This window comes from Arthrobacter sp. CG_A4, from assembly GCF_035985125.1.
GTDB lineage: Bacteria > Actinomycetota > Actinomycetes > Actinomycetales > Micrococcaceae > Arthrobacter.
On sequence record NZ_JAXCID010000029.1, the window covers coordinates 11,432 to 31,458 of the forward strand.

14 protein-coding genes are annotated in these 20,027 nt (G+C 60.4%); 6 read left to right on the top strand and 8 right to left on the bottom strand.

Translation table 11 applies throughout. The features are described 5' to 3' along the window. Positions 1-30: 30 nt before the first annotated feature. Genes RCH07_RS12825 through RCH07_RS12840 form a run of 4 tightly spaced genes read right to left on the bottom strand, consistent with a single transcriptional unit; the run spans position 31 to position 7,224 of the window. Positions 31-2,964 carry a type I restriction endonuclease subunit R gene (locus RCH07_RS12825; protein WP_326967862.1) on the bottom strand — a complete coding sequence of 978 codons (2,934 nt, stop codon included), beginning with the start codon at positions 2,962-2,964 and terminating at the stop codon, positions 31-33. Continuing rightward, the gene (locus RCH07_RS12830) at positions 2,961-4,157 is read right to left on the bottom strand and encodes a restriction endonuclease subunit S (protein ID WP_326967863.1); all 1,197 of its coding nucleotides are present in this window, start codon (positions 4,155-4,157) and stop codon (positions 2,961-2,963) included. Before RCH07_RS12830 ends, RCH07_RS12825 begins: the two co-directional genes overlap by 4 nt. Further along, positions 4,154-5,680: a type I restriction-modification system subunit M gene (locus tag RCH07_RS12835; RefSeq protein ID WP_326967864.1), complete on the bottom strand. Its 1,527-nt coding sequence runs from the start codon at positions 5,678-5,680 to the stop codon at positions 4,154-4,156. Before RCH07_RS12835 ends, RCH07_RS12830 begins: the two co-directional genes overlap by 4 nt. Then, positions 5,677-7,224 carry a type I restriction-modification system subunit M gene (locus tag RCH07_RS12840; RefSeq protein WP_326967865.1) on the bottom strand — a complete coding sequence of 516 codons (1,548 nt, stop codon included), beginning with the start codon at positions 7,222-7,224 and terminating at the stop codon, positions 5,677-5,679. The genes RCH07_RS12835 and RCH07_RS12840 overlap by 4 nt, the downstream gene beginning before the upstream one ends. A gap of 624 nt (positions 7,225-7,848) precedes the next feature. Here RCH07_RS12840 and RCH07_RS12845 point away from each other — a divergent pair. Then, entirely contained in the window at positions 7,849-9,042 is a 1,194-nt protein-coding gene (locus RCH07_RS12845) for a hypothetical protein (protein ID WP_326967866.1), read from the top strand. A 139-nt stretch (positions 9,043-9,181) separates the two neighbouring features. Next, complete coding sequence (locus RCH07_RS12850; RefSeq protein WP_326967867.1) at positions 9,182-9,862, top strand: hypothetical protein; 681 nt, start codon at positions 9,182-9,184, stop codon at positions 9,860-9,862. Between the two features lie 227 nt (positions 9,863-10,089). Here RCH07_RS12850 and RCH07_RS12855 read toward each other — a convergent pair whose 3' ends face one another. Beyond that, a complete protein-coding gene (locus tag RCH07_RS12855) occupies positions 10,090-10,614 on the bottom strand; it encodes a hypothetical protein (RefSeq protein ID WP_326967868.1) in 525 nt (174 codons plus the stop codon). Positions 10,615-10,634: 20 nt separating this feature from the next. Further along, entirely contained in the window at positions 10,635-14,204 is a 3,570-nt protein-coding gene (gene mobF / locus RCH07_RS12860; RefSeq protein WP_326967869.1) for a MobF family relaxase, read from the bottom strand. A gap of 763 nt (positions 14,205-14,967) precedes the next feature. Between mobF and RCH07_RS12865 the strand changes: the two genes are divergently transcribed. Genes RCH07_RS12865 through RCH07_RS12880 form a run of 4 tightly spaced genes read left to right on the top strand, consistent with a single transcriptional unit; the run spans position 14,968 to position 18,110 of the window. Then, the gene (locus RCH07_RS12865; RefSeq protein WP_326967871.1) at positions 14,968-15,456 is read left to right on the top strand and encodes a hypothetical protein; all 489 of its coding nucleotides are present in this window, start codon (positions 14,968-14,970) and stop codon (positions 15,454-15,456) included. Continuing rightward, the gene (locus tag RCH07_RS12870) at positions 15,453-16,481 is read left to right on the top strand and encodes an MAB_1171c family putative transporter (RefSeq protein ID WP_326967872.1); all 1,029 of its coding nucleotides are present in this window, start codon (positions 15,453-15,455) and stop codon (positions 16,479-16,481) included. The genes RCH07_RS12865 and RCH07_RS12870 overlap by 4 nt, the downstream gene beginning before the upstream one ends. Beyond that, positions 16,478-16,927 (top strand): hypothetical protein, encoded by a 450-nt coding sequence (locus RCH07_RS12875; RefSeq protein ID WP_326967873.1) that lies wholly within the window; start codon positions 16,478-16,480, stop codon positions 16,925-16,927. Before RCH07_RS12870 ends, RCH07_RS12875 begins: the two co-directional genes overlap by 4 nt. Next, the gene (locus tag RCH07_RS12880; protein ID WP_326967874.1) at positions 16,920-18,110 is read left to right on the top strand and encodes an alpha/beta hydrolase family protein; all 1,191 of its coding nucleotides are present in this window, start codon (positions 16,920-16,922) and stop codon (positions 18,108-18,110) included. Before RCH07_RS12875 ends, RCH07_RS12880 begins: the two co-directional genes overlap by 8 nt. 39 nt (positions 18,111-18,149) lie before the next feature. On the opposite strand, the gene RCH07_RS12885 is transcribed toward RCH07_RS12880, so the two are convergent. Both RCH07_RS12885 and RCH07_RS12890 read right to left on the bottom strand, forming a co-directional pair. Then, complete coding sequence (locus RCH07_RS12885; RefSeq protein WP_326967875.1) at positions 18,150-19,181, bottom strand: DUF4192 domain-containing protein; 1,032 nt, start codon at positions 19,179-19,181, stop codon at positions 18,150-18,152. Between the two features lie 363 nt (positions 19,182-19,544). Then, on the bottom strand, positions 19,545-19,793 hold the full coding sequence (locus RCH07_RS12890; protein ID WP_326967876.1) for a hypothetical protein: 249 nt from the start codon (positions 19,791-19,793) through the stop codon (positions 19,545-19,547). Between the last annotated feature and the right edge of the window lie 234 nt (positions 19,794-20,027).

Sequence of the window (20,027 nt, forward strand, 5' to 3'; positions counted from 1 at the left end):
CGCGATGGGCACGAGCAGGTGCCTTCCGCGCTAGTAGTACTCGCGTATGTAGTCGTAGGCGCGGTCATAAGTCTCCTGGTCGCGGATTTTGTACTTGACGTACAGCGTCTGCCGCAAAGCCTGGCGAACTGATCGGTCGCCGTCGCGGGTATCCTGCCAGCCGTCGAATCGGACGGCCCTCACCACCTCGTCCACGTCGGAAACCACCTTCTCCACCATGATCGGAGTATCGGCGTCCTTGAGAGAGTCGAACAGCTCAGTTAGGGCCGCCTTCCCCCGTTCCTCGCGCGGCACCTCCGCTACCGTTTTCTCCGCGGCAACGGTATCCCGGGCTAGCTCGAAGAGTTCCTTGAGGAAATCTAGGCTCGCTTGTTGTCCGTGGGCGTATTTGTCTCGCAGTTCGTTCAGCCGCTGGCCAAGGGCAACGAAGGTGGGATTGGTTAGGTGTTTGGCGATGCGGGCCGTTATCTGTTTTTCGAGCTCCTGGACCTTCTTGTCCCGGTCACCGCCGGTGGTCAGGTCCTCGATGACGACGGCGTCTAGAACGATTGTTTCTAGGTCGCCCCTTGGTACCTCAACTGTTACGTTTTCATTTATAAGTTCCAGCGTCTTGGCACCCAATGAATGCCACACGAGTCGGCCGGTGTAGTCGGACGGCTTGATGGATTCGTAGATGTCCGACAGCCACCTGTAATCGGCCTCATGTGTGTTCAGTACAGGGTCAGGGCTGATTGCTTCCCACAGCTGTCCGAGGTAGCTGTAGGCCAATGCGAATGCGTCTCGTTGTGCATCGTCAGGCAGTTGCGCTTGGGCTTGGATGAGTCCCTCGTATCCACCGACGGTACGGTCGACCCCGGGGAAGAACGCCAGTGCCGCTGCCATGGCGGCAGGGAGCTTGTCGCGCAGCTCGGCGATGTTGGTGATGACCCGCTGTACTGAAGCGTCGTCAAACAAGAGAGACTTGGCGACGTCGTCGAATATGCCCAGGTAATCCACAATCAGGCCGTGAGTCTTGCCCGGGTGAGTCCGGTTTGTACGGCAGATGGCCTGCAGCAGCGTGTGATCCCTCAAGGGCTTGTCCAGATACTGGGCCTGAAGAATGGGAGCGTCAAAGCCGGTGAGGAGCTTGGCTGTTACGATGATGATCTGCAGCGGGTCCGCCGGATCCCGGAAGCGATTCAGGAGCTTGCCTTCGGAATCCCGGTCTAGGGCGAAGCGGTCTTTCCAGTCCTGCGGATCGCGGGCATCAATGCTCATGACGACTGCGGAAGCTTCCGACCCCAGATGAGCATCTAGCGCATCCTTGTAGGCGACACAGGCCGCCTTGTCATAGACCACAACTTGGGCCTTGAACCCGTTTGGGGCTACTTTCTCAGTGAAGTGCCCTGCAATGTCCGACGCGACCTTCTGAACACGGTCCGAAGCCTTGATCAGGTGCTCCAGGGACGCGGCCTTCCTGGACAGTGTGGTTCGTTGAGCTTCCGAAAGGTCGTTGCGCGCGGCAAGTTCGGCAAAACCGGCGTCGATGGCCCCCTGGTCTACTCGCATTTCAGTGAGCCGTGGCTCGAAGTGCAGTGGGAGCGTGGCTCCGTCGCGGATGGAATCGTGGAACGTGTATCGCGAGAGGTATCCCCCTTTGTCCTCCTCGGATCCGAACGCCCAGAAGGTGTTCCGGTCCGTTTTGTTGATCGGGGTACCGGTGAGTCCGAACAAGAATGCGTTGGGCAGAGCCTCACGCATTTTTCGCCCCAGATCGCCCTCTTGGCTTCGGTGGGCTTCATCAACCATCGCGATGATATTGTCGCGGATATCCAACACACCAGGCGCTTCACCAAACTTGTGGATGGTGGTGATGATGACCTTCCGGGCTCCGTCGCGAAGCAGCTGTTGGAGTTCGGCGCGGCTGTCGGTGGAGACCAGGTTGGGCACGTCCGCCGCGTTAAACGTGGCCGTGATCTGCGTGTCAAGGTCGATGCGGTCAACGACGATCAGTACGGTGGGACTGGCAAGATCCAGAGCTGCACGCAGCTTCTGGGCGGTAAAGACCATGAGCAGCGATTTCCCCGAACCTTGGAAGTGCCAGATCAGGCCCTTGCGGATTTTTCCCAAAAGGACGCGTTCGATGATGGCGTTTGCGCCCTGGAATTGTTGATAGCGAGCGATCACCTTGATCTTGCGGTGCTTGCTATCAGTTGCGTAGAGGGTAAAGAATCGTAGAAAATCCAGAATGACGCCGGGTGCTAGTACGCCGTTGACGGCCTCCTTGACATGGGCCAGACCGACGGCGGGGGCTTGGTTCGTCTCGCTGGGGTCCTCACGCCACGGTCCCCAGTGATTGACGGGCATGCCGACGGATCCGTAACGAAAGTCTTTCCCCTCGGTGCCAAAGGAGAGCACGTTGGGCACGAAGAATGCCGGGACGTTTTTCTCGTAGTCGTCATTTATCTGCGCGGCCGCATCAATCCAGGTGTAGGCAGGTCGGACGGGGGATTTGGCCTCGCCGACGACCAGAGGTATGCCGTTGCACCACATGACCAAGTCAAAGCGGCGCTCGAGTCGGCCCTGCACGAAAGTGACCTCGGTTGAGACGATCCAGTGATTGGCTGAAGCGTCGACATTGTTGAGATCGATCAGCTGGACCGTGGTGTGCGCGCCGGCGGGTCCGAATGGCATGGACCTGTCGCCCTTGAGCCAAGCGGCGAACTCCTCGTTGGCCTTCAGTAACCCGCCGAGGCGCGCGGACAGGATGATGGCGCGAAGCTGGTGAATAACCTCGTCCCCACGTTCCGGACGATCTGCGATTTCCGGGTTGAGCCTGATCAGGGCTTCCTTGACCTGGGCTTCAAGTAGAACGCCGCCGGTGTTGCGGGGAAGATCAGAACCCGCAACGAACTGGACGTCAATGTTGGATGAAATGAGGTCTCGGACGAAATCACGGACTGAATTGGCTTCGTTGAAGGTCACGAGCTAAACACCTCCTCGATCAATTTAGCGCGCAAGGAGCGGGTGCCCCTGACTTCTGCATCCACTTTCGCCTTTGCTGATTGAATGTCGCTTATGTCGCCAAGGATCCGTATTTGTTCCTGGATCGGCGGCACGACGAGACGATGCTGCTTAACGTCTTTGCCATTGATTTTCCAAATTCCATTGGTCGATTTTGCATTGCGCAACAGGGCTTGATGACAAGACCCGCTGTTCCATTGCTCGGATGCGAATCTGGGGAGTATCTTATCTGGATCGAACCGCAAGCGGATTAGCAAGTCGGGAAAGAAGCAGCCGTCAGGAAGGGCATCATCGACAAGGCCTCCAAGGCCCGTCAATTGTTTGTTTCCGTTACCTCGCACCACTAAGAAATCTTCGTCTTGAAGTACAAACGCCTCGACTTCCTGCGGGCTAATGTCAACGTACTTTACTGCTTTTCCGGCTTCGATTCGGCCGTGGCGCACTGCGCTAATGCTAAGCGTGGGTATGCCACGTTGCTCATCGTTTGAAGTTGCAGATTTTCCATTGGTTGGGCCAGAGATGACGACTTCCGAAACCGGGCTCGAGACCCATCCCGAATCTTTCTGGCCTGATTCTAGCTCAGAATGGAACAGCGCGTCCCTCAAATCATCCAATCTCATGGAGATCGATCGTTTGATGCTCATGTGGCTCTGAATAGTCCATAAGAGGTCTGCGATGCGCCGCTGCTGGTTGAGTGGTGGCAAATCGAACTCGTAGCTAGCAAGGTCTGAAAAATTCACATAAGGGTTGACCGATCCCTTGGACTCTGCAATCGCAAATGCGTGGAACGGCTCTGACGTCATCACCCATGGCAGAAAATCGGGCAGCAGATAGTTCTCATCCTTGGATGATAGGACGAACGTAGTGTTGGCGCAGACTCCATCGAAGTCGGCGACGGCGACTTTTCGCAAGTAGGTCCGCCGCGAGCCATAGAGGACTTGCCCGGGACGGAACCGGCGGTGGAAAGCTGGTCCCAGGTATCCTTCGGCGACGCTGCCCCAGCGGTGAATCTTCAGCTCATCCGAGTCCATGTGCTCCCCAGCAACCACCCGGGATACGGTGCCGTCGGTCGGATCCACCTTCTCCTTTGACGACTCAACGACGTCGCCGAATTTCACACGCTTCCACAGGCTGTAATCCAAGTCAAGGCTCATCGGCGGGTCTCCTTCCTCAGTAGCTGAATCACATTTGTCACAGCTTCTTCCGCAGTGTCGGCAGCCTGCAGCCATGCCCGGGCAGCTGAGTCGACGTCAGGCGCGTCGTCGCCGTCAGATGAAGAACCCGCACCTGGGGCAACGTACATCGGAATCGCGAGGCTATAACCTTTTCCAGCGATGTCCTCCAGCTTCGCCACTTTGGCAAATACAGGTTCGTCAGCAAACGCCTCATAGGTCGCTAGGATCTTTTGCTGATTAGGTTCACGCAGGAACGACTGCGCCTGTTCACGGGCGTACTCGTTGATCGCGTTTATGAACAGCACGCGACCCTTGCGCTCATCCGGCTTCTGGGTGCGCAGGGTTACTACCACGGCTTCCATCGGCGAATTGTAGAATAGCCCGGGTCCCAGCCCTAGGACGCATTCAATCAAGTCTGATTTCACGAGGGCTTCACGGAGTGCAGCCTCCTCTTTGCGGAACAGGACACCGTGCGGGAACAGAACGGCAGCGCGGCCGGTACGAGGATCCAGACTGGCGGCAATGTGCTGGAAGAACGCATAATCAGCGCGACCCTGCGGAGGGACGCCCCACACGTTGCGCCCGTGCGGGTCGCTGGCAAAAGCGTCACGGTTCCAGGCCTTAATGGAATACGGGGGGTTGGCCAAAACTACGTCAAACTGCTGCAATTCCCCGTGTGCATTTAGGAAAGCGGGTGATGAGAGGGTATCCCCATGGGCAACGTGACCGTCGTTGACGCCGTGCAGGAACAGGTTTATCCGTGCAATAGCGGACGTCCCGTAGTTAAGCTCCTGTCCGTAAAGCCGTAGGTTGCGCCACTCTTTGCCTTGTCGCTTGAGTTCCGCCGCGGTGGAGATAAGCATGCCGCCGGTGCCGCAAGTGGGATCGTAGACGGATTCCCCGGGCTCTGGTTTGAGCATTAGTGTCATCAGACGCACTAGGGTCCGGTTGGTGTAGAACTCCTGGGCCGTATGGCCGGAATCGTCAGCGAACTTCTTGATCAGGAACTCATAGCCCTGTCCTAGTTCGTCCTCCGGTAGATTCGCCGTGGAAAGAGTCTTTGTTGAGAAGTGCTCCACCAAGTCGTTCAACGTGGCGTCTGGTAAGAAGTCTTTGTTGCCCCAGTCTCCATCGCTGAAGACGCCATGCAGGGTGTCCGGGTTCGCGGATTCGATGGCCCGCATGGCCTTTAGGATCGCGGTGCCCTTATTGCGGGTCGTTGCTCGAAGCTGGTCCCAATGGGCGTCGTCGGGGATGACAAACAGGTGGTTTTCAGGGAGATCCGCCAGTTGGTCATCACCGTAAATCGCCAAAGCGTTGGCGTGTTCTTCGTCGTAGACGTCAGAGAGTCGCTTGAGGAATACCAAAGGGAAGATGAATTGCTTGTAGTCGCCGGCATCGATCAGCCCGCGCAATCGTACAGCAGCACCCCACAGGTATTGTTCCAGCTCGCGCTGACCGATGCGCACCGCCGTTGGCGCTAGTTCAGAGTTCAGGCTCATGCGTTCAATCCCCACGTGGCAAGTTCGGCCCCCAGAGCGGCCCGGGTTTGAGCTGCACTCTTCTGTGCTATTTCCAGCTGTGACAGCGCCTGCTCCAGCGTCAGTCCGTCATTCATCTGCACAGGCGCGACGTAGAGAGAAATGTTTAGGTTGAAACCCTTTGTCTCTATGGCCGCAAGATCCACTAGCTGTGCAAGGCCGGGCTGATCTGCGAACTTCTGGTATATCTCCAGCAGTCTTTCAGTGTGCTCGTCCTCCAGTGTGTTCTGGTTGCGGCCCTTGCGGAACAAGGACTCACCATTGACGAACAGGACCTTGCCCGAATGGGCGGCCGGCTTCTGTTGACGGAGGATAAGAACACATGCGGCCAAACCTGTTCCGTAGAACAGGTTTGGCGCCAAACCTATGACGGCTTCCACTTTGTCTTGCCGAAGTATGAATTCGCGGATTCGGCCTTCCGAACCTTGGCGGAACAGTGCTCCCTGGGGGAGGACAACTGCCACGCGGCCGGTCTTATTCGTGGCTGACGCGAGCATATGCTGGACCCAAGCCCAGTCCGCGTACCCTTTGGGCGGCAACCCACCCATCGCGTTGCGCCCCCAGCGGTCCGAGGCCCACGCTTCGTCGCCCCAGCTCTTGAGGGAAAACGGTGGGTTGGCGATCACGCAATCGAAGGTAGCTAGGCGGTCGCGGTTGAAGAACGCCGGGTCCCGCAGGGTGTCCCCGCGGACGACGCGGAAGTCCTCTACACCGTGCAGAAGCAGGTTCATGCGGGCTATTCCCGACGTGGCAAGAACCTTCTCCTGGCCGTAGAGCTTGCCCCACAACAGCTGTGGCCGACCGCCGGCTGCTTTCACGTGCTGGATGACCTCAATGAGCATGCCGCCCGTGCCGCAGGCCGGGTCATAGACGGTCTCGCCCTCGTGAGGGTCCAATATGTTCACCAGCAACCGAACCACGGAGCGCGGGGTGTAGTACTCGCCAGCTTTCCTGTTGGAGGCATCCGCGAAGCGCTTTATCAGGTATTCATATGCCTGCCCGAAGACATCTGGGGAGACCGACTCGTTAGTCAACGGCTTGGCAGAGAAATGCTCGATCAGGTCATTGAGGCGCGAATCAGGGAGCTTCTGTTTGTTGGTCCAAGCAGCGTTGCCGAAAATGCCGTAGAGCGTGTCTGGATTGGCATTTTCGATAGCACGAAACGCAGTGACGAGAGCTTGGCCCACATTCTCCGTGCGGGCGCGGACGTCGTCCCACAGGCAGTCGTGCGGGATCGCAAAACGGTGGTTCTCAGCAAAAGAGGCAAACTCATGGTCTCCGCCTGAATCCGCGAGTGCGTGTCCGTACTCTTCAAGATATACGTCGCTGATCCGCTTAAAGAACAGCAGCGGGAAGATGTACGCCTTGAAGTCAGCTTGATCGATCGATCCCCGTAGCAGATCCGCAGCTGCGGCGAGGTGATTCTCCAGCATCGATAGCGTGAGCGGATCTGCCGTCGACGGAATCATTGCCAACGCGGCAGCTCGAGCCTCGTCCTCAGTCAATTTTCGTTCTTCCTGTAGTGCTGTCGTGGGCCATCACCCGCGTTGTACCGCGCATCCGCATTCGTCGCTGTGGCACGGATCCTCTGCGCGGCGCCTTCTGGGCAGGAACAGTGTTCAGCCCCCGGTCTCGCCCTCGCGGTGAACTGAATCCTTCGGGCTCCAGCCAATCAGGGCCATTTTCCGATTTCGACTCTAGCGGCGTGCAGCGGCTACTGAGACATCCTGGCCAACAGGGCTGACTTTTCGTGTCGGATCTTGGCCTCCCAGAATCTGGTTCTCGACGTGGAGTTCCCCCATAATCGCCGCCGCAGCCGTTCCGTTTCCAGCGGGTCGTGACGTGGTTCTCGACCAAGCTGACCGGCCTCACCGGGCCGTGAATCTGTAATAAGTCCACACCGTAATGTCAGTTACGGTGTGGGCGTTGAAGTCGCCAGACCGGCTGACTCGTTAGACGACCGACCTCCTCGCACTTTCGTGGAGCAACTCGGAGCCAGGGTGCGTCGGGACGGATTTCGTCGACAACGCCGCTCTGAAGAGAGATACACCACAGGGCTTCTGGATCCCGGGCAGACGCGACGGCATGGCCCATGTGGTGACGTGGCCGTAAAGGTTAGACTCCCCGGCATGACAGAGAAAGAGACCGCGCAGTTCTTCCGGATAGTACTTCTGGCGGAGTCCTCCGCCGTTTTCCGGCCGGACGCCTCATGGCAGATCCAACTCCCTGATGACTCGGGGCGTCGCGCTCTGCTGACTGTGGTCACAAGGTACACAGGCGATGAGGCTCTTCACGTGCCGCGGGAGCTTGTGTTTCATTTTGAAATTGAAGCCGATCATCTTGACGAGGCGATCACCGTCGGCACAGAAGCATCTTCTTGGCTTCGTCCCATCATTGCCTTCGCCACCAACGCTGAAGTTGGTGAGCCCCGCATCCACGTAGCGTATGAATTGCAGTCTTCGTCGGATGAAGGGCTTCAGTTTGTACAGTTCTATCGGCATTTCCGGGACGAGAACCCGCAGCGCGGTCGCTTCATCGATACCACTCATGCAGAAGCGGTTGTGGCGGGGGTGGGCGGCGAAGACGAGCAACGGCTATGGCGATGCCTGTCCCATTACGCCTTCGCGCTTGAGCATTGGACTTTCGGCAGTGAGTTCCTGGTCCTGAACCATCTTTGGATTGGGGTCGAAAATCTTTCTAAGGCGGCGCTGCGCCACATTTCTAGGAGCTCAGGCAAGAGCGAGCAGGACCTAGCGATTTCCTACGGCCTCGATACAGAAGATAAGAACTGGAAGAGAGACCTGATGACTGAGATCAGACAGCAGTCGATTTTTCAGGGCGACCAAAGGACACATCAACTCGCAAAACTGGTCAGCGACGGGTTCGAGCACGGTTTCAGAGCCGCCAACGAGCTTCAAACGGAAGCTGCTGAAGTGTGTGACAAGGTGTTTGACTATCTGCGGAAAGCCGTGCTGGATGTGCTCCAGTTGCCTGCTGAGATTACCGACGAGATACAGGCGCGCAAACCCCTGGACTGGAGGTCCACGCACAAGTTCGTCCACGGGTGGCTGGTGGGAGATCCCTCCCAAGGACGTCTTGGTTCTCCGGACGCCCTTTATCCGCAACTGATATGGCGCAGTGACCTGAACGCAATGAAGATTAATGACGATGAGTCCGTAAGCTACACATTTGAGGAAAAGCTCACTCCGCAGCTTCGTGAAGGTGTTCAATTCAAGCTCAAAGGAATTGGTGCGGGCTTCCGCCCCTTGATCAGCGATGTAGAACGGGCCCGCGGTTCAGCAGAAGGTACCTCGGAAGGATGACACGAATTTGGTCAGCCGTTTGCCACGCGGGCACGCCCGCCTTAGCTGTCTGACCTTTGGGAGGGCTTCTGCCGGATGAGGATAGCTACGAAAAGACCGGCCCCGAATATAAGCCGAAACTTCATTACCACCGATCCGGATGGCTTCCTCGCAGCCTGTTCTGTTCCAAGGGGGAGGAGGGCGAAGAACTATCCATCTGCCGTCGCTGGAAGAGCTGGATGCCGTGCAGATGTTCTCGGTTGCAGCGCGGCTGCCTGGGCGCATTCCCTGCGATCGCAGTGCGAGGCAGGGAGATATTTTCAGCGTCATGGACGTGCCGGGCATTAGGGCCATGTTTTTGAGCGGCGTCATCTACGATCGCAACCAGATTTCTGCAGCGAGTATTGGAGGTCTGCTTGAGGGGGAGCCAGTGAGCATGGCCTCAAACAGCAATATCGCAGTCTTGGTCGACCTGTCTGGGTATGGATTGGAAGGGGTTCTCGGCCTGCACTTTTACTCCGAGGTTGAAAAGTTGCCCGATTTCGCCGCTGATTTCACGTTGATCAGGTTCCATCAGGAGCACATACACTCCGAAGGTGCTGTCGCTATCCATGCTGGACCGGGAATCCCCTACCAGGCTCTTATGCTCCCTGTTCCGGGAGTCGAAGACTTCCATCATGTGGGTGCGCTCGATCCGGTCCTTTCCGTCATTGAGCACCTTCCTACCCGGCTTATACGAGTGGTCTCCCCGGGCAGATCCATACGAAAAACGAATAAGAGTTGCAGACAAAAAGACAGACCGCTCCGACAGATACAGCTTGGTGATCTACCGAACCGATGAGTTCGTTGCGGGCCTCATCCAGCAAATTTGAGAAAGACCAAGATCTGACGGTGTTGGCTATGAACAGGGCGATCACTTTGCCGATGATCAGGGTGGTCCATTCAAGTCGTGAGGATCATTTCGGGGACTGTCATAGATCCTGTCCGGCCGCGAGCAGTTTCAGAGCGGATTGCTCGGCCCATTGGGGCTATGTCGCCCACCTGCTCAATTGTGTATTGCGGCCCTGGTCATAACCGCTGGTTTGGCGCCCAGGCGAGACAATTCGAAGCCTGAATGTAATAGGTACTCGGCCAAGGGGCGCCCGGCCTGACTTGGGCTGGATCCGGGGAAATCAGCAGAACGGAGCCGGGCCAGATTGGATCGGGCAGTGCTTCGATCCAGGCGCGCTGAATGTGTTCGAAACGGTTCCACCTGATCGTTATCCAGGATCCCGTCGGTTCGAGGGAATCGACGCTGATAACTGTGACCTCGGCCGTGGCGCGGTGCGCCAGCTTTGCCTCGTCGAAGCGATTCCACTCTTCGGTTGCGGCCGCTGTCCAAGAACGAAGTCGGCGCAGGCGCGCCAACCAGACGGAGCCAGCAACAATGGTGGCCAGGAGGGCTGCAAGCGCTGTCGCTTGCAGCAGCAAGGTAGGCGGCCAGCTGGCGGCCATAGTGGCCAGAAGGTATGTGACACACATCGAGAGGGCCACGCTAGTCAGAACCAACGCAGGTGTCGCAAGCTTCGGCTTCAGGGCTGGGTTTGCATCCATGGACTACCTTCTCGACCAGTTTAGATTTGCCAACCGACATTGATAAGCCGGTCTTCCCACGTGGTCGGGTCATCAAGCAACGTCGAAGCCTGCCCGTCACTGGCAGACGATAGAGCGGCGTGGTCAACAATCCGGGTGATCCTTGCGCGCTGCTCCTGCTGTTCCCAGTCGTAAGATTCAGGAACAGGCCCCAGGGGGAGGGGCGAGTCATCGATACCCCATCTGTCCCTGTGGATGGCGACTTGGCGAATGACGTCCGTCGCATGCTCTGTAAGATCATTCGGACCCAAGGTCTCCCTGAGCGCCCGTTTCCATTCGGTGTCACGCATCATGGCGTCGCGGGCGACATGGGTCATCCGCTGCTGGACCCGGGCTTGAACCTGGTTGATCATGTCCGCCAGATCGGGCCGCGAGGTGCGGACCGGTGCAGCCAGGGGATCATTTCCAGCTGCGGGCATCCCGGACAGAAACTGACGGAGTCGGGAGTGGACCACCGCCGCCGTATCTCGAGCCGACGCGTCTGTTTCCAGGGCAGCGATGACAACACGTTGCGTGCTTGGACGGCTAACGCCAGTGGACCGGCGCCAGGCTGCCACAGTCGCGCCCCACGAAGGAGACTGCTGAATTTTGGAGACCCTGCCGGGCGAGTGTGTATCAAGGAACGCCGCCAGATCCTCGGCGGCTGCGATTTGTGCGAGGTAGTCGTACTCCGCACTGAGTCGCTCCAGACTGTCGGCCTTCGAATGCTCGGCGTCGCGGACTTCGTGGGCCGCACGTTCCGCACCCTCGGCGGCAAGGACCTCACCAAGTATAAGGTGCCACGAGGACGGGAGGGCGCGATCCAGGGGCTCGTCGTCCGAGGGATCATTTTCGCTGACATATGCGTAGTTTCCCGCGCGTCCCCGGGTCATGCTCACGTACAGCAGTTCACGGGTGAGCCGGCCCTGGGTGACAACGGTGTGTCCGGTGTCCACGGTGATGCCCTGCGAACGGTGGGCCGTCGTCGCATATCCCAGCTCAACCGAGGCTTCAACATACTCCCGGCCAAGAGCAATCGTGGCGCCGGTGTCCCGGCGAACCGCCGTCAGCGAGCCGTCGCGCCCGACAGTCCGGGCGACGTGGAGCATGGTCCCGTTCCGGATGAAGTCACCGCTGCTGTCGGTGATGCTGCGGTCATTGCGGCGGGCAATGACGGTGTCGCCCGAGCCGGCCCGGGATCCGTCGCTGAGCGGCACCGTGTGTTCCACGTCCACGGAACCTTGGATAACGCCGTCGGCCTGGGCGCGCTGGTTGAGCATGCTGACAGTGTCATTGTCGGCCGCGATGAGAATGGACGACTTGCCGTCTTGGAGGTCCGACTGCCAGCTCAGGTAGGCTTCGTCGACCATATCGACGTGCGGGCCGTGTTGGATACGTTGGTGCCGGTCATAGTCGGCGATGGCCGCGAAGTCCCCGGCGCGGAGCTTGAGCGATGCGTCCTGCTCCCACTTCTGTTCGAACCGCCAAATGGTGCTCAGCCGTACCGTCTTGCTTTGCCGGTCGAGCCAGCCGAGCGTACCGCCGGCATCAATGGCATCCAATTGCCCGGGGTCGCCCACCAGCAGCACCTTGGCCCCGGCGTCCTGGGCCTGCTGTACCAGCGCGGACAGCTGAAGGGTGGAGACCATGGAGGCCTCGTCGACGACGACCAGCTGGTTGGGATGGAAACGCCACCTGTCCTGTTCGGCGGCGAGCCGGGCGGCTCTCTGAACGAGCCGAAGGGACAACGGGCCGGGAGTAGCACCGACGGTGAGCTGTTGCTCCGTGTCGAAGAACTGTGCAGCCCGATAGCCGGCTCCCTGGCCGACGGACTCGTACAGCCACTTCGCGACGTTCTCAGTGGCCAGCGCCAGCTCCCGCCCGAGGACCTCGGCGCTCGCCGCAGCCGGTGCCAGGCCGACGACGGTACCGGCCCCGAATTCTGCCTCCCAGACTGCCTTGACTGCGCCGAGAGTGGTGGTCTTGCCGGTTCCGGCGGGACCGACGACGGCATCAAGCCGGTTGCCGCTGAGCAGCACCTGGGCCGCCGCCCCGCGCTGGTCACTGTGGAGTTCGAACCGACCACGGTGTTTGTACCCGGCGAGCGATTCCATGGCGACGGCTGCGCTCACTGCCGGGCCGCCGTCGTCGTTCCGTGCCCTCATGACAACATCCTCGTTGGCGAGGGTCGCCGTGTCTGTGTAGAGACGGGAGCCGTGGAAGTCGAAGATGCTGCGGTGCGCGAAGCGGAGGTCGGGCTGCGCGTTGACGGGGACGGTGTAACGGTACTCGTTGAGTGGAACGGACTGGTTTTCTGCGGCGGTGGCAACGGCATCGATCATGGTGTTGCGGTCCGCCGGCGTGTGGCAGCGGATGTCGGCGCAGACCCGTTCGGCTTCCGCGAGGAGGTTCCACCGGTTCCAGGTGGCGCGTTTCGCCGCGACGCGCTCGCGGGTCAGTGAGCCGACAGCGTCGATCCAGCCGGCCGTGAAGTCACCGGTGCAGTACGAGGCTGCGTGGGAGCGCCGCACGGTGTTTGCGAGAACGAGGCTGGGCTCGAAGCCTTTGGCTGCTGCGCGGGCCCGCCACTGTGCGGAGAGCTGATGGAGTGGCGCGGGGGATTCCGGTTTGGCGCTGCGGGTGGAAAGGGTTGCCTGCTGGCGGAGCTTGATGGTGGTTGTGGCGGTTGGCGGAGTGCCGTGGCTGGCGGTCCATTCGGCGACGAGGCGGTCTGTTTCCAGATTGATGAGGCGGGAGCGGTTGGAGAATTCGTGGATCAGCACCTGGTCGACGCCGGTGAGTTGCTGGCTGGGGTTGTGCGTGTCCGCGGCCGGTTCGCGGATGTCGGCGTCGGTGCCGAGATTCCGGTGGAGTGCGTCGAAGAGGAGACCGTTGTAGTGCTCGCTGGCAGCGACCGCGGCTTTGTAGAGAGTCCGTGAATCCAGCGTGACCCACGCATCGTCGGTGATGCGCTGGACGCGGTTGGCGATGACCAAGTGGGTGTGCAGCTGCGGATCCCCGGCACGGGACTCCCAATGGTCGAAGCCGGCGGCAATGGCGCCGCGGGTGCCGACGTGGGCGACGCCGTTGCGGCCGGCCCGCGTGTGGACGACCGATTCTTCGAGCCACTGCAGGGTGGCGCCGACGGCGTCGTGGTGGGTCTGGAGGATCTGGTCCTGGAGAGCGCGGGGGCTCAGGGCCCAGAGGACGGACACGGATTTGGGAACGCTGAAGGTGAGGTCGAAGCCGACGACGGCGTGGCGCGTTTCGGCTTGGCCTTGGCTGTTCTGGACGACGGTGGGTTGGCCATGCGGACGGCCCAGGGGAGTGCCGGTGTCCGGGTGCATGGCGTGGTCGAAGAGGGCTTTGGCATCGGATTCCGTGACGGTCTGTCCGCTGGTCCGGCTGATGCCTTCCAGACCGGAACCCAGCCAGCGACCCTGCGGCGTGCCCGCTTTCATGTAATACGTGGTGGCATCTGCGGGAGTGACCGTCAGATCGTCCAACATGGTGGTCTTGAAAAGGTACTTCAGGCCCGACTGGGCTGACAGCCGGGCGATGGACATGGTCATTGCTTCTGCGCTTCCCGATGGCGATTGGAGGAGGACCACCCTCGCCGGCGGAAGATTGCTTTGGTGGTGTCGTCTATTTGAAGGCCGGTTGCCTGGGAGAGAGCCAGTAGCTTACCTGCTAGGCGGGCCAAGTCCTGGGCGTCAGATTTGTGGGTGGCCTGAAGGCTGGCGATGTCGGTGCGGAGGTTCTTGATCAGGGCTCGTTGGTCCGCGTTCTCTGCTGCCAGGTGGTCGATGTCTACGGCTTGGGATCGGAGCTGGGCATGCAGCGAATCCAGGAGCTGACTGCTCGTCGCGAGGGCTGCAGACAAACGGGCCTCGGCGTTGTGCTGGCCTGCCCCTGGGGCAGATGCTTTGGCGCGTGGATCCGGCGTAGTGAGCGCGACGGGAGCGGGCGACGACCCCTCTGCCCTGTGCCGCCGTCGACGATCACGCTGTCTGTTGGCGCAGCGCGTAGTGCAGAACCGCTGCGACGTGCGCGAAGGCTCGAAGCGCCCGCCGCATTCCCCGCAAATCTTTCCACTCACAGTTGTTCATCTGCGCCGACGCGCCCCCGCGACATGACTTGCCGTGAGCACACGCTCACGGCGACAACCTTGGATGCCAGAGGTGTGAGGGTGGTGCGGTTTTGTGCTCTGGACATGTCCAGAGCACAAGCGTTCAATGGTGGTAGGCGATTCTTGGCGGGCCCATATGAGCGGGCTGATTCGTCGAAGGGCAGCGGTCATCGATACGAGCCAGCAGCCCAGATGATGGGATTCCAATGGAACGATTTGCCGACTCTGAATATTCGGCGGCGAGCAGCGCCGCGGAGGGCTTCCGAGCGCTGAAGCTGCCAAGCCGCCTTTCCTTGGACCGTCTGATCTCGATCATTGAGAAGGCCCGCGGACGGCGGATTGAGATCGACGTCTGTGAGTCTTTGAACAGCGGAACGGTTTGTGGGCTGTGGCTGTCCACGGACACTCGAGAGATCATCCTGCACGCGCCAACGCCGTCGGCGCTTCACCGCCAGCAATTTATCCTTCACGAGCTCGGACATATGGTGCTCCGCCACGATGAGGCGGTGGTGTCCGCGAACTACGCCGAGACCCTGTTTCCCAATCTTTCCGGTGAGAAAGTCTCGCGCGTCCTGGGGCGCAGTGACTTCCTGGATTACATCGAAGCCGCCGCCGAGACCCTGGCAGATCTCTTCGCCGCTGCAATCCGGGATAGCAGCATCGAGCCGCGGTCGTTTGAAAGGATTTTGGGGTGATCCAGGTCTTTGCCGCCGCCGTGATCTGGGGCCTGGTCGTGTGCCTTCTGCCAAACATGAGGCGGCGCAACGACCACAGCATCATGGTGGCTGCCGTGACGATTGCCACTGCACTAACCCTGAACGTCGACACGATCTACCTCGAGGGAGACCGGCTTCTCAGCGGCCGCAATGTCCTGGACCTGGTGGCCAACATTTTCATGGTCGTCGGGATCTACTTCTTGTCCCGGGCGATCCTGCGGGCGGCCGATCCCGACGAGACGATGGACCGACGCAACAGGAGCGGATTGGTTCTGCTGGGAGTGGTCGTCGTCGCACTGATTCTGAGTTTCAGCCTGGTTGATGCTGCGCGGACGTCCACCGCTTTTATGAAGGACTTTGGCAGCCAGTGGGCAGCCGCCGCGTACTCAAGCATCCAGTTCCTCTACATCGGAGCGGTGGTGACCGTCACCGGCTATACGTGCTTCAAGTTCCGTGGCGAGATGGCAAGGCCGTATTTCCGCCTCGCGCTCACCTTCATCGGCATTGGCTGTTCCCTTGCCGTGGTGCTCGTTCTTGCGGTGCTGGGCATGAATGCCCTGCATCTGACAGGAGAGATTGAGTCGATGATGCGTCTCTCCTATGTGTACGACGCCGCGGTATTCGGAGCCATGGCGTTTCTGTGCGTGGGCCTTGCCCTGCCGCCCGTCGCGCGTGGCCTGGAACGCAGGTCCGATTCCCGGACCACCGCCGTCCTCCTCGAGCGCTTGGCTGGGCCTTGGGAGCGAACCACCGCGGCTCGCGCCGGGGTTCGGCTAAATGCTCCGGCGGGAGCCAGTGACCCGCGGGATGCGTCCAAGCAGCGTCTCCACCGGATGCTGGTTGAGATCCGGGATGCCCTTTTGGTCGACCCCGAACTCGCCAAGTCACTAGGGGAGAGTGATATTCAAGTACTGGCTGAAGCGGAGGAGTATCTCGGAACGCGGTTGTCCACCCCCGGGCATTGGGGAGCCAGGACGCCAATCGAGGGGGAGGCGAAGTCATGACCGACAGCGACGACGGGCTCTCTGAAACGCCGCAGGCACGCCTTGCCCGAAAGTTGAATCTCCTCCTGGATCTTTTTGAGGCCCAAGGGTCTTCGCCGTTGACGTATCCGCAGATCAGCCGGCACATGGAGGAGCGGGGAACGCCCTTGTCCCGCTCCCGGTGGGCCTATATGCGCAGCGGCGACGGTCCCATGGCGACGGACACGGCGCTTCTTCAGAACCTTGCCGACTATTTTGGCGTGGACTCCCGGTATCTCGTGGATGACACCGGGGAGATCCCCGATCTTGTCGATGCCCAACTGCAGCTGTTGCGGACGCTGAGGGAAAGCCGGGTCAGGAATTTTGCGGCCCGGCAGCTGCAGGCGATTTCCCCCGCCACGCTGCTGCGTTTGCGCGAAGTAATCGACGACCGCATGAAAGAACCGGAGGACAACGGCGGTGCGTAGAGCCGTTGTGGGTGTGGTCATCGGTGGTGTTGTGGCGGGCGCCGCAGCGCTTTTCGCTGCTGGCTATTTCGCGCGTCAGATTGTGGTGCCCAAATCGCGGCGAGTTGAGGATCTGCCGATTCGCAGGGTGTTCCGTGACAGCAATGATTCGTTGCTGATTGATCTGCCTGCATCGCCCCGGACCACGGTTCCGGGCCGCTATAGCATCTGGTTTGCCAATGGGGCAGGCCACGCCTGTATCGGAAGGATTGTGGCCACCGACGACGGCGGAGGGCCGGCCGACGTCGGGACGGTGACGCGGCTGGTTGAACGGGTTGACTCGGGGGACCTGCTGAGCGCCAGGGCCGGGATCTGGAGCGGGTACGTCTATCCAACACCGGATCCGCTGGGCCTTCCCTACAAAGACGTGGGGATTGCAGTGGAGAACGGTATTGCGCCTGCCTGGCAGTTCCCACCCTCTGAAGCGTCCGCGGGAGATTCCGGGACGTGGGCTGTCCATGTCCATGGCTTGGGCGGCAAGAAATCCGGCGCACTGCGTGGTGTACCCGTGGCTGACCGACTGGGATACACCTCTCTGGTGGTTTCATTCCGGAATGATGGGGAAGCGCCGGCGTCAGCGGATCGCCGCTACCACCTGGGACAGTCCGAGTGGCACGACGTGGACGCCGCCCTCTCTTATGCCCTGGATCAGGGCGCTAGCCAGATTGTGCTGTTCGGGTGGTCTCTCGGCGGCACGATTGCGCTTCAGCTGACCCTGGAGTCGGACTTCCGGGACCGAATCGTCGGGCTCGTTCTCGATGCGCCGGTCCTTGACTGGACGACTACCCTGATGGCCAACGCCCGCTCCAGCATGCTTCCGGGCTGGATTGCGGCCCTGGGGCTGCGGATTCTTGGGTCACCTCGACTGTGTTGGATTGCCGGGCTGGGAACAGCCTTGAATTTGAGGGCGCTGGATGGCGTGGCCCGAGCGGACGAACTCCGTCCTCCTGCCCTGGTGATTCACAGTGAACGGGATCGATCGACTCCCTTCGCGGTTTCCCGCCGGTTCGTCGACCGCCGTCCTGATTTGGCCACGCTGGTGACTTTTCCCTCTGTGGAGCACACGCAGGAGTGGAACTGTGATCCGGAGGGGTGGGACGCATCGGTGTTTGGGTGGCTCCGAGACCGTGTGGAGTCGGGCTGACTCCCGGTTTCCCCGGGAGATCAATCTCTGGATACGTGTTCAGGATGCTTCAAGCCCGCGATTCCGATAGGCCGTGTTCCTGTCCATGGTCCAGCCGGCGACGATTCCGCGACCGATCATTTGGTCGCTGAGCCTGGCCAGGTGATAGCCGGGGTCAGCCTCGAGGGCGAGTTGCAGGAATTGGTGGGCCTTGCTGCCTCTGCCTTCCCACCAGTTGATGAAGGCGATGGCGGTCAGGATGGGGGCGGAGTGTCCGGTGCTGCTACGCGTGTAAGCGTGCAGCAGCAGCTGCTCTGCCCACTCGACCCGTGACCAGTGCGGCGTGCTGTCCGTCTGGGCGAGGAGGACGCGGTCCATGGGTTCGTCGATTCCGGGGATGTCCGCCATGAGTTGATCCCGAACGGTGGGGAACTGCAGGCTCGCGATCAGGCTGATCGTTTGCTCGTCGGTCGGAAAGGATTTTGCGTCGAGCATTTCCGTCCAAAGCTTCCGGGACCTATCCATGGCGTCTCGGACGTTCAGGCTCTGCATTGATTGCACGCAACTTTCGACGGCGTCCGCGGTCTGGATATCTTTGGTCGAGGCTGGCAAAGTGATGCGGTTAGTAGGGGCGATGGTGCTGCCGCGGTAGACGAACTCGGCGTTGATCTGGCTGGACTGCGTCGAACTTAGCGGCAGAGATGGTCCACTGTTTGGATCGCCGTCGTATTGCGAAACTGCGTCGTCTCCGACGAGGAGCCCGTCGCGGATGTTCATTCCACGCTCGGCCAGGGCCCCGGTCAGCGCCGCGACGGTTGCGGCGTGAGGCTTGGAGCGGCCGGCCTCTGCGGGCAAGGATGTGTATATGGCGAAGACAACGCTGGCGGCCTTAGCATCATGGGCCAAGTATCCGGCGATGGTTTGTGCGTAGCTGATCTCTGCTCCCGGTTTCGGCAGGTCAACGCGCAGCGTGGCCCCGACGTGATTGTCGACGAGGGTGATGCAGACGAGGCTTTCGCGGGGCCAAAACCCCAGGGTGTGCCCGACGAAACTGAGAACGTCGGCGGGTGTTTTGATCGTGAGCGTTTCCATGTTCCTTCTCCTTCAGCGACTGGCGGGCACCGGTTGTGCTTGTCAGATTTCGGCGTCGTTCTGATAGTGGGAGTCACCGCTGGGTACGAGGGGCCGGAGTGCAACTTGGGGAACCGGGAGCCATCCAAAATTCTGCGAGGAAATAAGCGACGGAGGAGCGCCGAACGAAATTTTGGGTCGCGATCGGCGCACCGCGCCCTGGTTGCGCGGAGGGCCCGCCCAGCGATGATGGGGGATCAGAATGACAAACAGCGAAGATGCTTCTGGCCATTCATGGATGGTTTTCGGTGGCGCGGCATGACGGCGGTAGTTTGTATGCTCCCCTGGGAAGCTACCGTGTTCGCTGTGCGCCGGAGCGCGTTTTCAGGGTTTTTCGCCGCGTTCGACGACGGAGCGGTCGCGGGCGTCGAGGCGCCAGGCCGATGCATGGCCGGCCATCTCACAGTCGCGGATTTCGACGAGGCGCCGGTGCAGCTGTGTTGCGGCGTGCCAGCACGTGAGCCTGGTGGCCCGGCGGTACTGGAGGATGAGCTCGTTTTGGCTGGAAGCTGCGCGGTTCCAGATGGGACCGATTTCCAGGAGCAACAGCCGCGCGCATTCCGAAGGCTGCATGTTGGAGATGGCCTGCCTACCGCGGAAGGAGCAAACCTAGGCTGACCAGCAGGACCGCGAACGTTTTCTCCGACCGAGTAGGAGATGTTTAGAGTCACCGCGGTGAATGGCGTTGCGGATGCCCAGCTAGGTTTTGAGTGGGTCCGCCAAACCCGGGTGGCCGGGGGGAGGCCCAGCCCTCGGATGAGGCCGCCGTTGTCGAGCATTGTGCTGTTGCGCTGGTTTGCCAGTAAG

Coding starts and splice junctions, on each gene's coding strand:
- RCH07_RS12830 (WP_326967863.1), bottom strand. CDS start 4,157: ATGAGCCTTGACTTGGATTACAGCCTGTGGAAGCGTGTGAAATTCGGC.
- RCH07_RS12835 (WP_326967864.1), bottom strand. CDS start 5,680: ATGAGCCTGAACTCTGAACTAGCGCCAACGGCGGTGCGCATCGGTCAG.
- RCH07_RS12845 (WP_326967866.1), top strand. CDS start 7,849: ATGACAGAGAAAGAGACCGCGCAGTTCTTCCGGATAGTACTTCTGGCG.
- RCH07_RS12850 (WP_326967867.1), top strand. CDS start 9,182: ATGGCTTCCTCGCAGCCTGTTCTGTTCCAAGGGGGAGGAGGGCGAAGA.
- RCH07_RS12855 (WP_326967868.1), bottom strand. CDS start 10,614: ATGGATGCAAACCCAGCCCTGAAGCCGAAGCTTGCGACACCTGCGTTG.
- mobF (WP_326967869.1), bottom strand. CDS start 14,204: ATGACCATGTCCATCGCCCGGCTGTCAGCCCAGTCGGGCCTGAAGTAC.
- RCH07_RS12865 (WP_326967871.1), top strand. CDS start 14,968: ATGGAACGATTTGCCGACTCTGAATATTCGGCGGCGAGCAGCGCCGCG.
- RCH07_RS12875 (WP_326967873.1), top strand. CDS start 16,478: ATGACCGACAGCGACGACGGGCTCTCTGAAACGCCGCAGGCACGCCTT.
- RCH07_RS12885 (WP_326967875.1), bottom strand. CDS start 19,181: ATGGAAACGCTCACGATCAAAACACCCGCCGACGTTCTCAGTTTCGTC.
- RCH07_RS12890 (WP_326967876.1), bottom strand. CDS start 19,793: ATGCAGCCTTCGGAATGCGCGCGGCTGTTGCTCCTGGAAATCGGTCCC.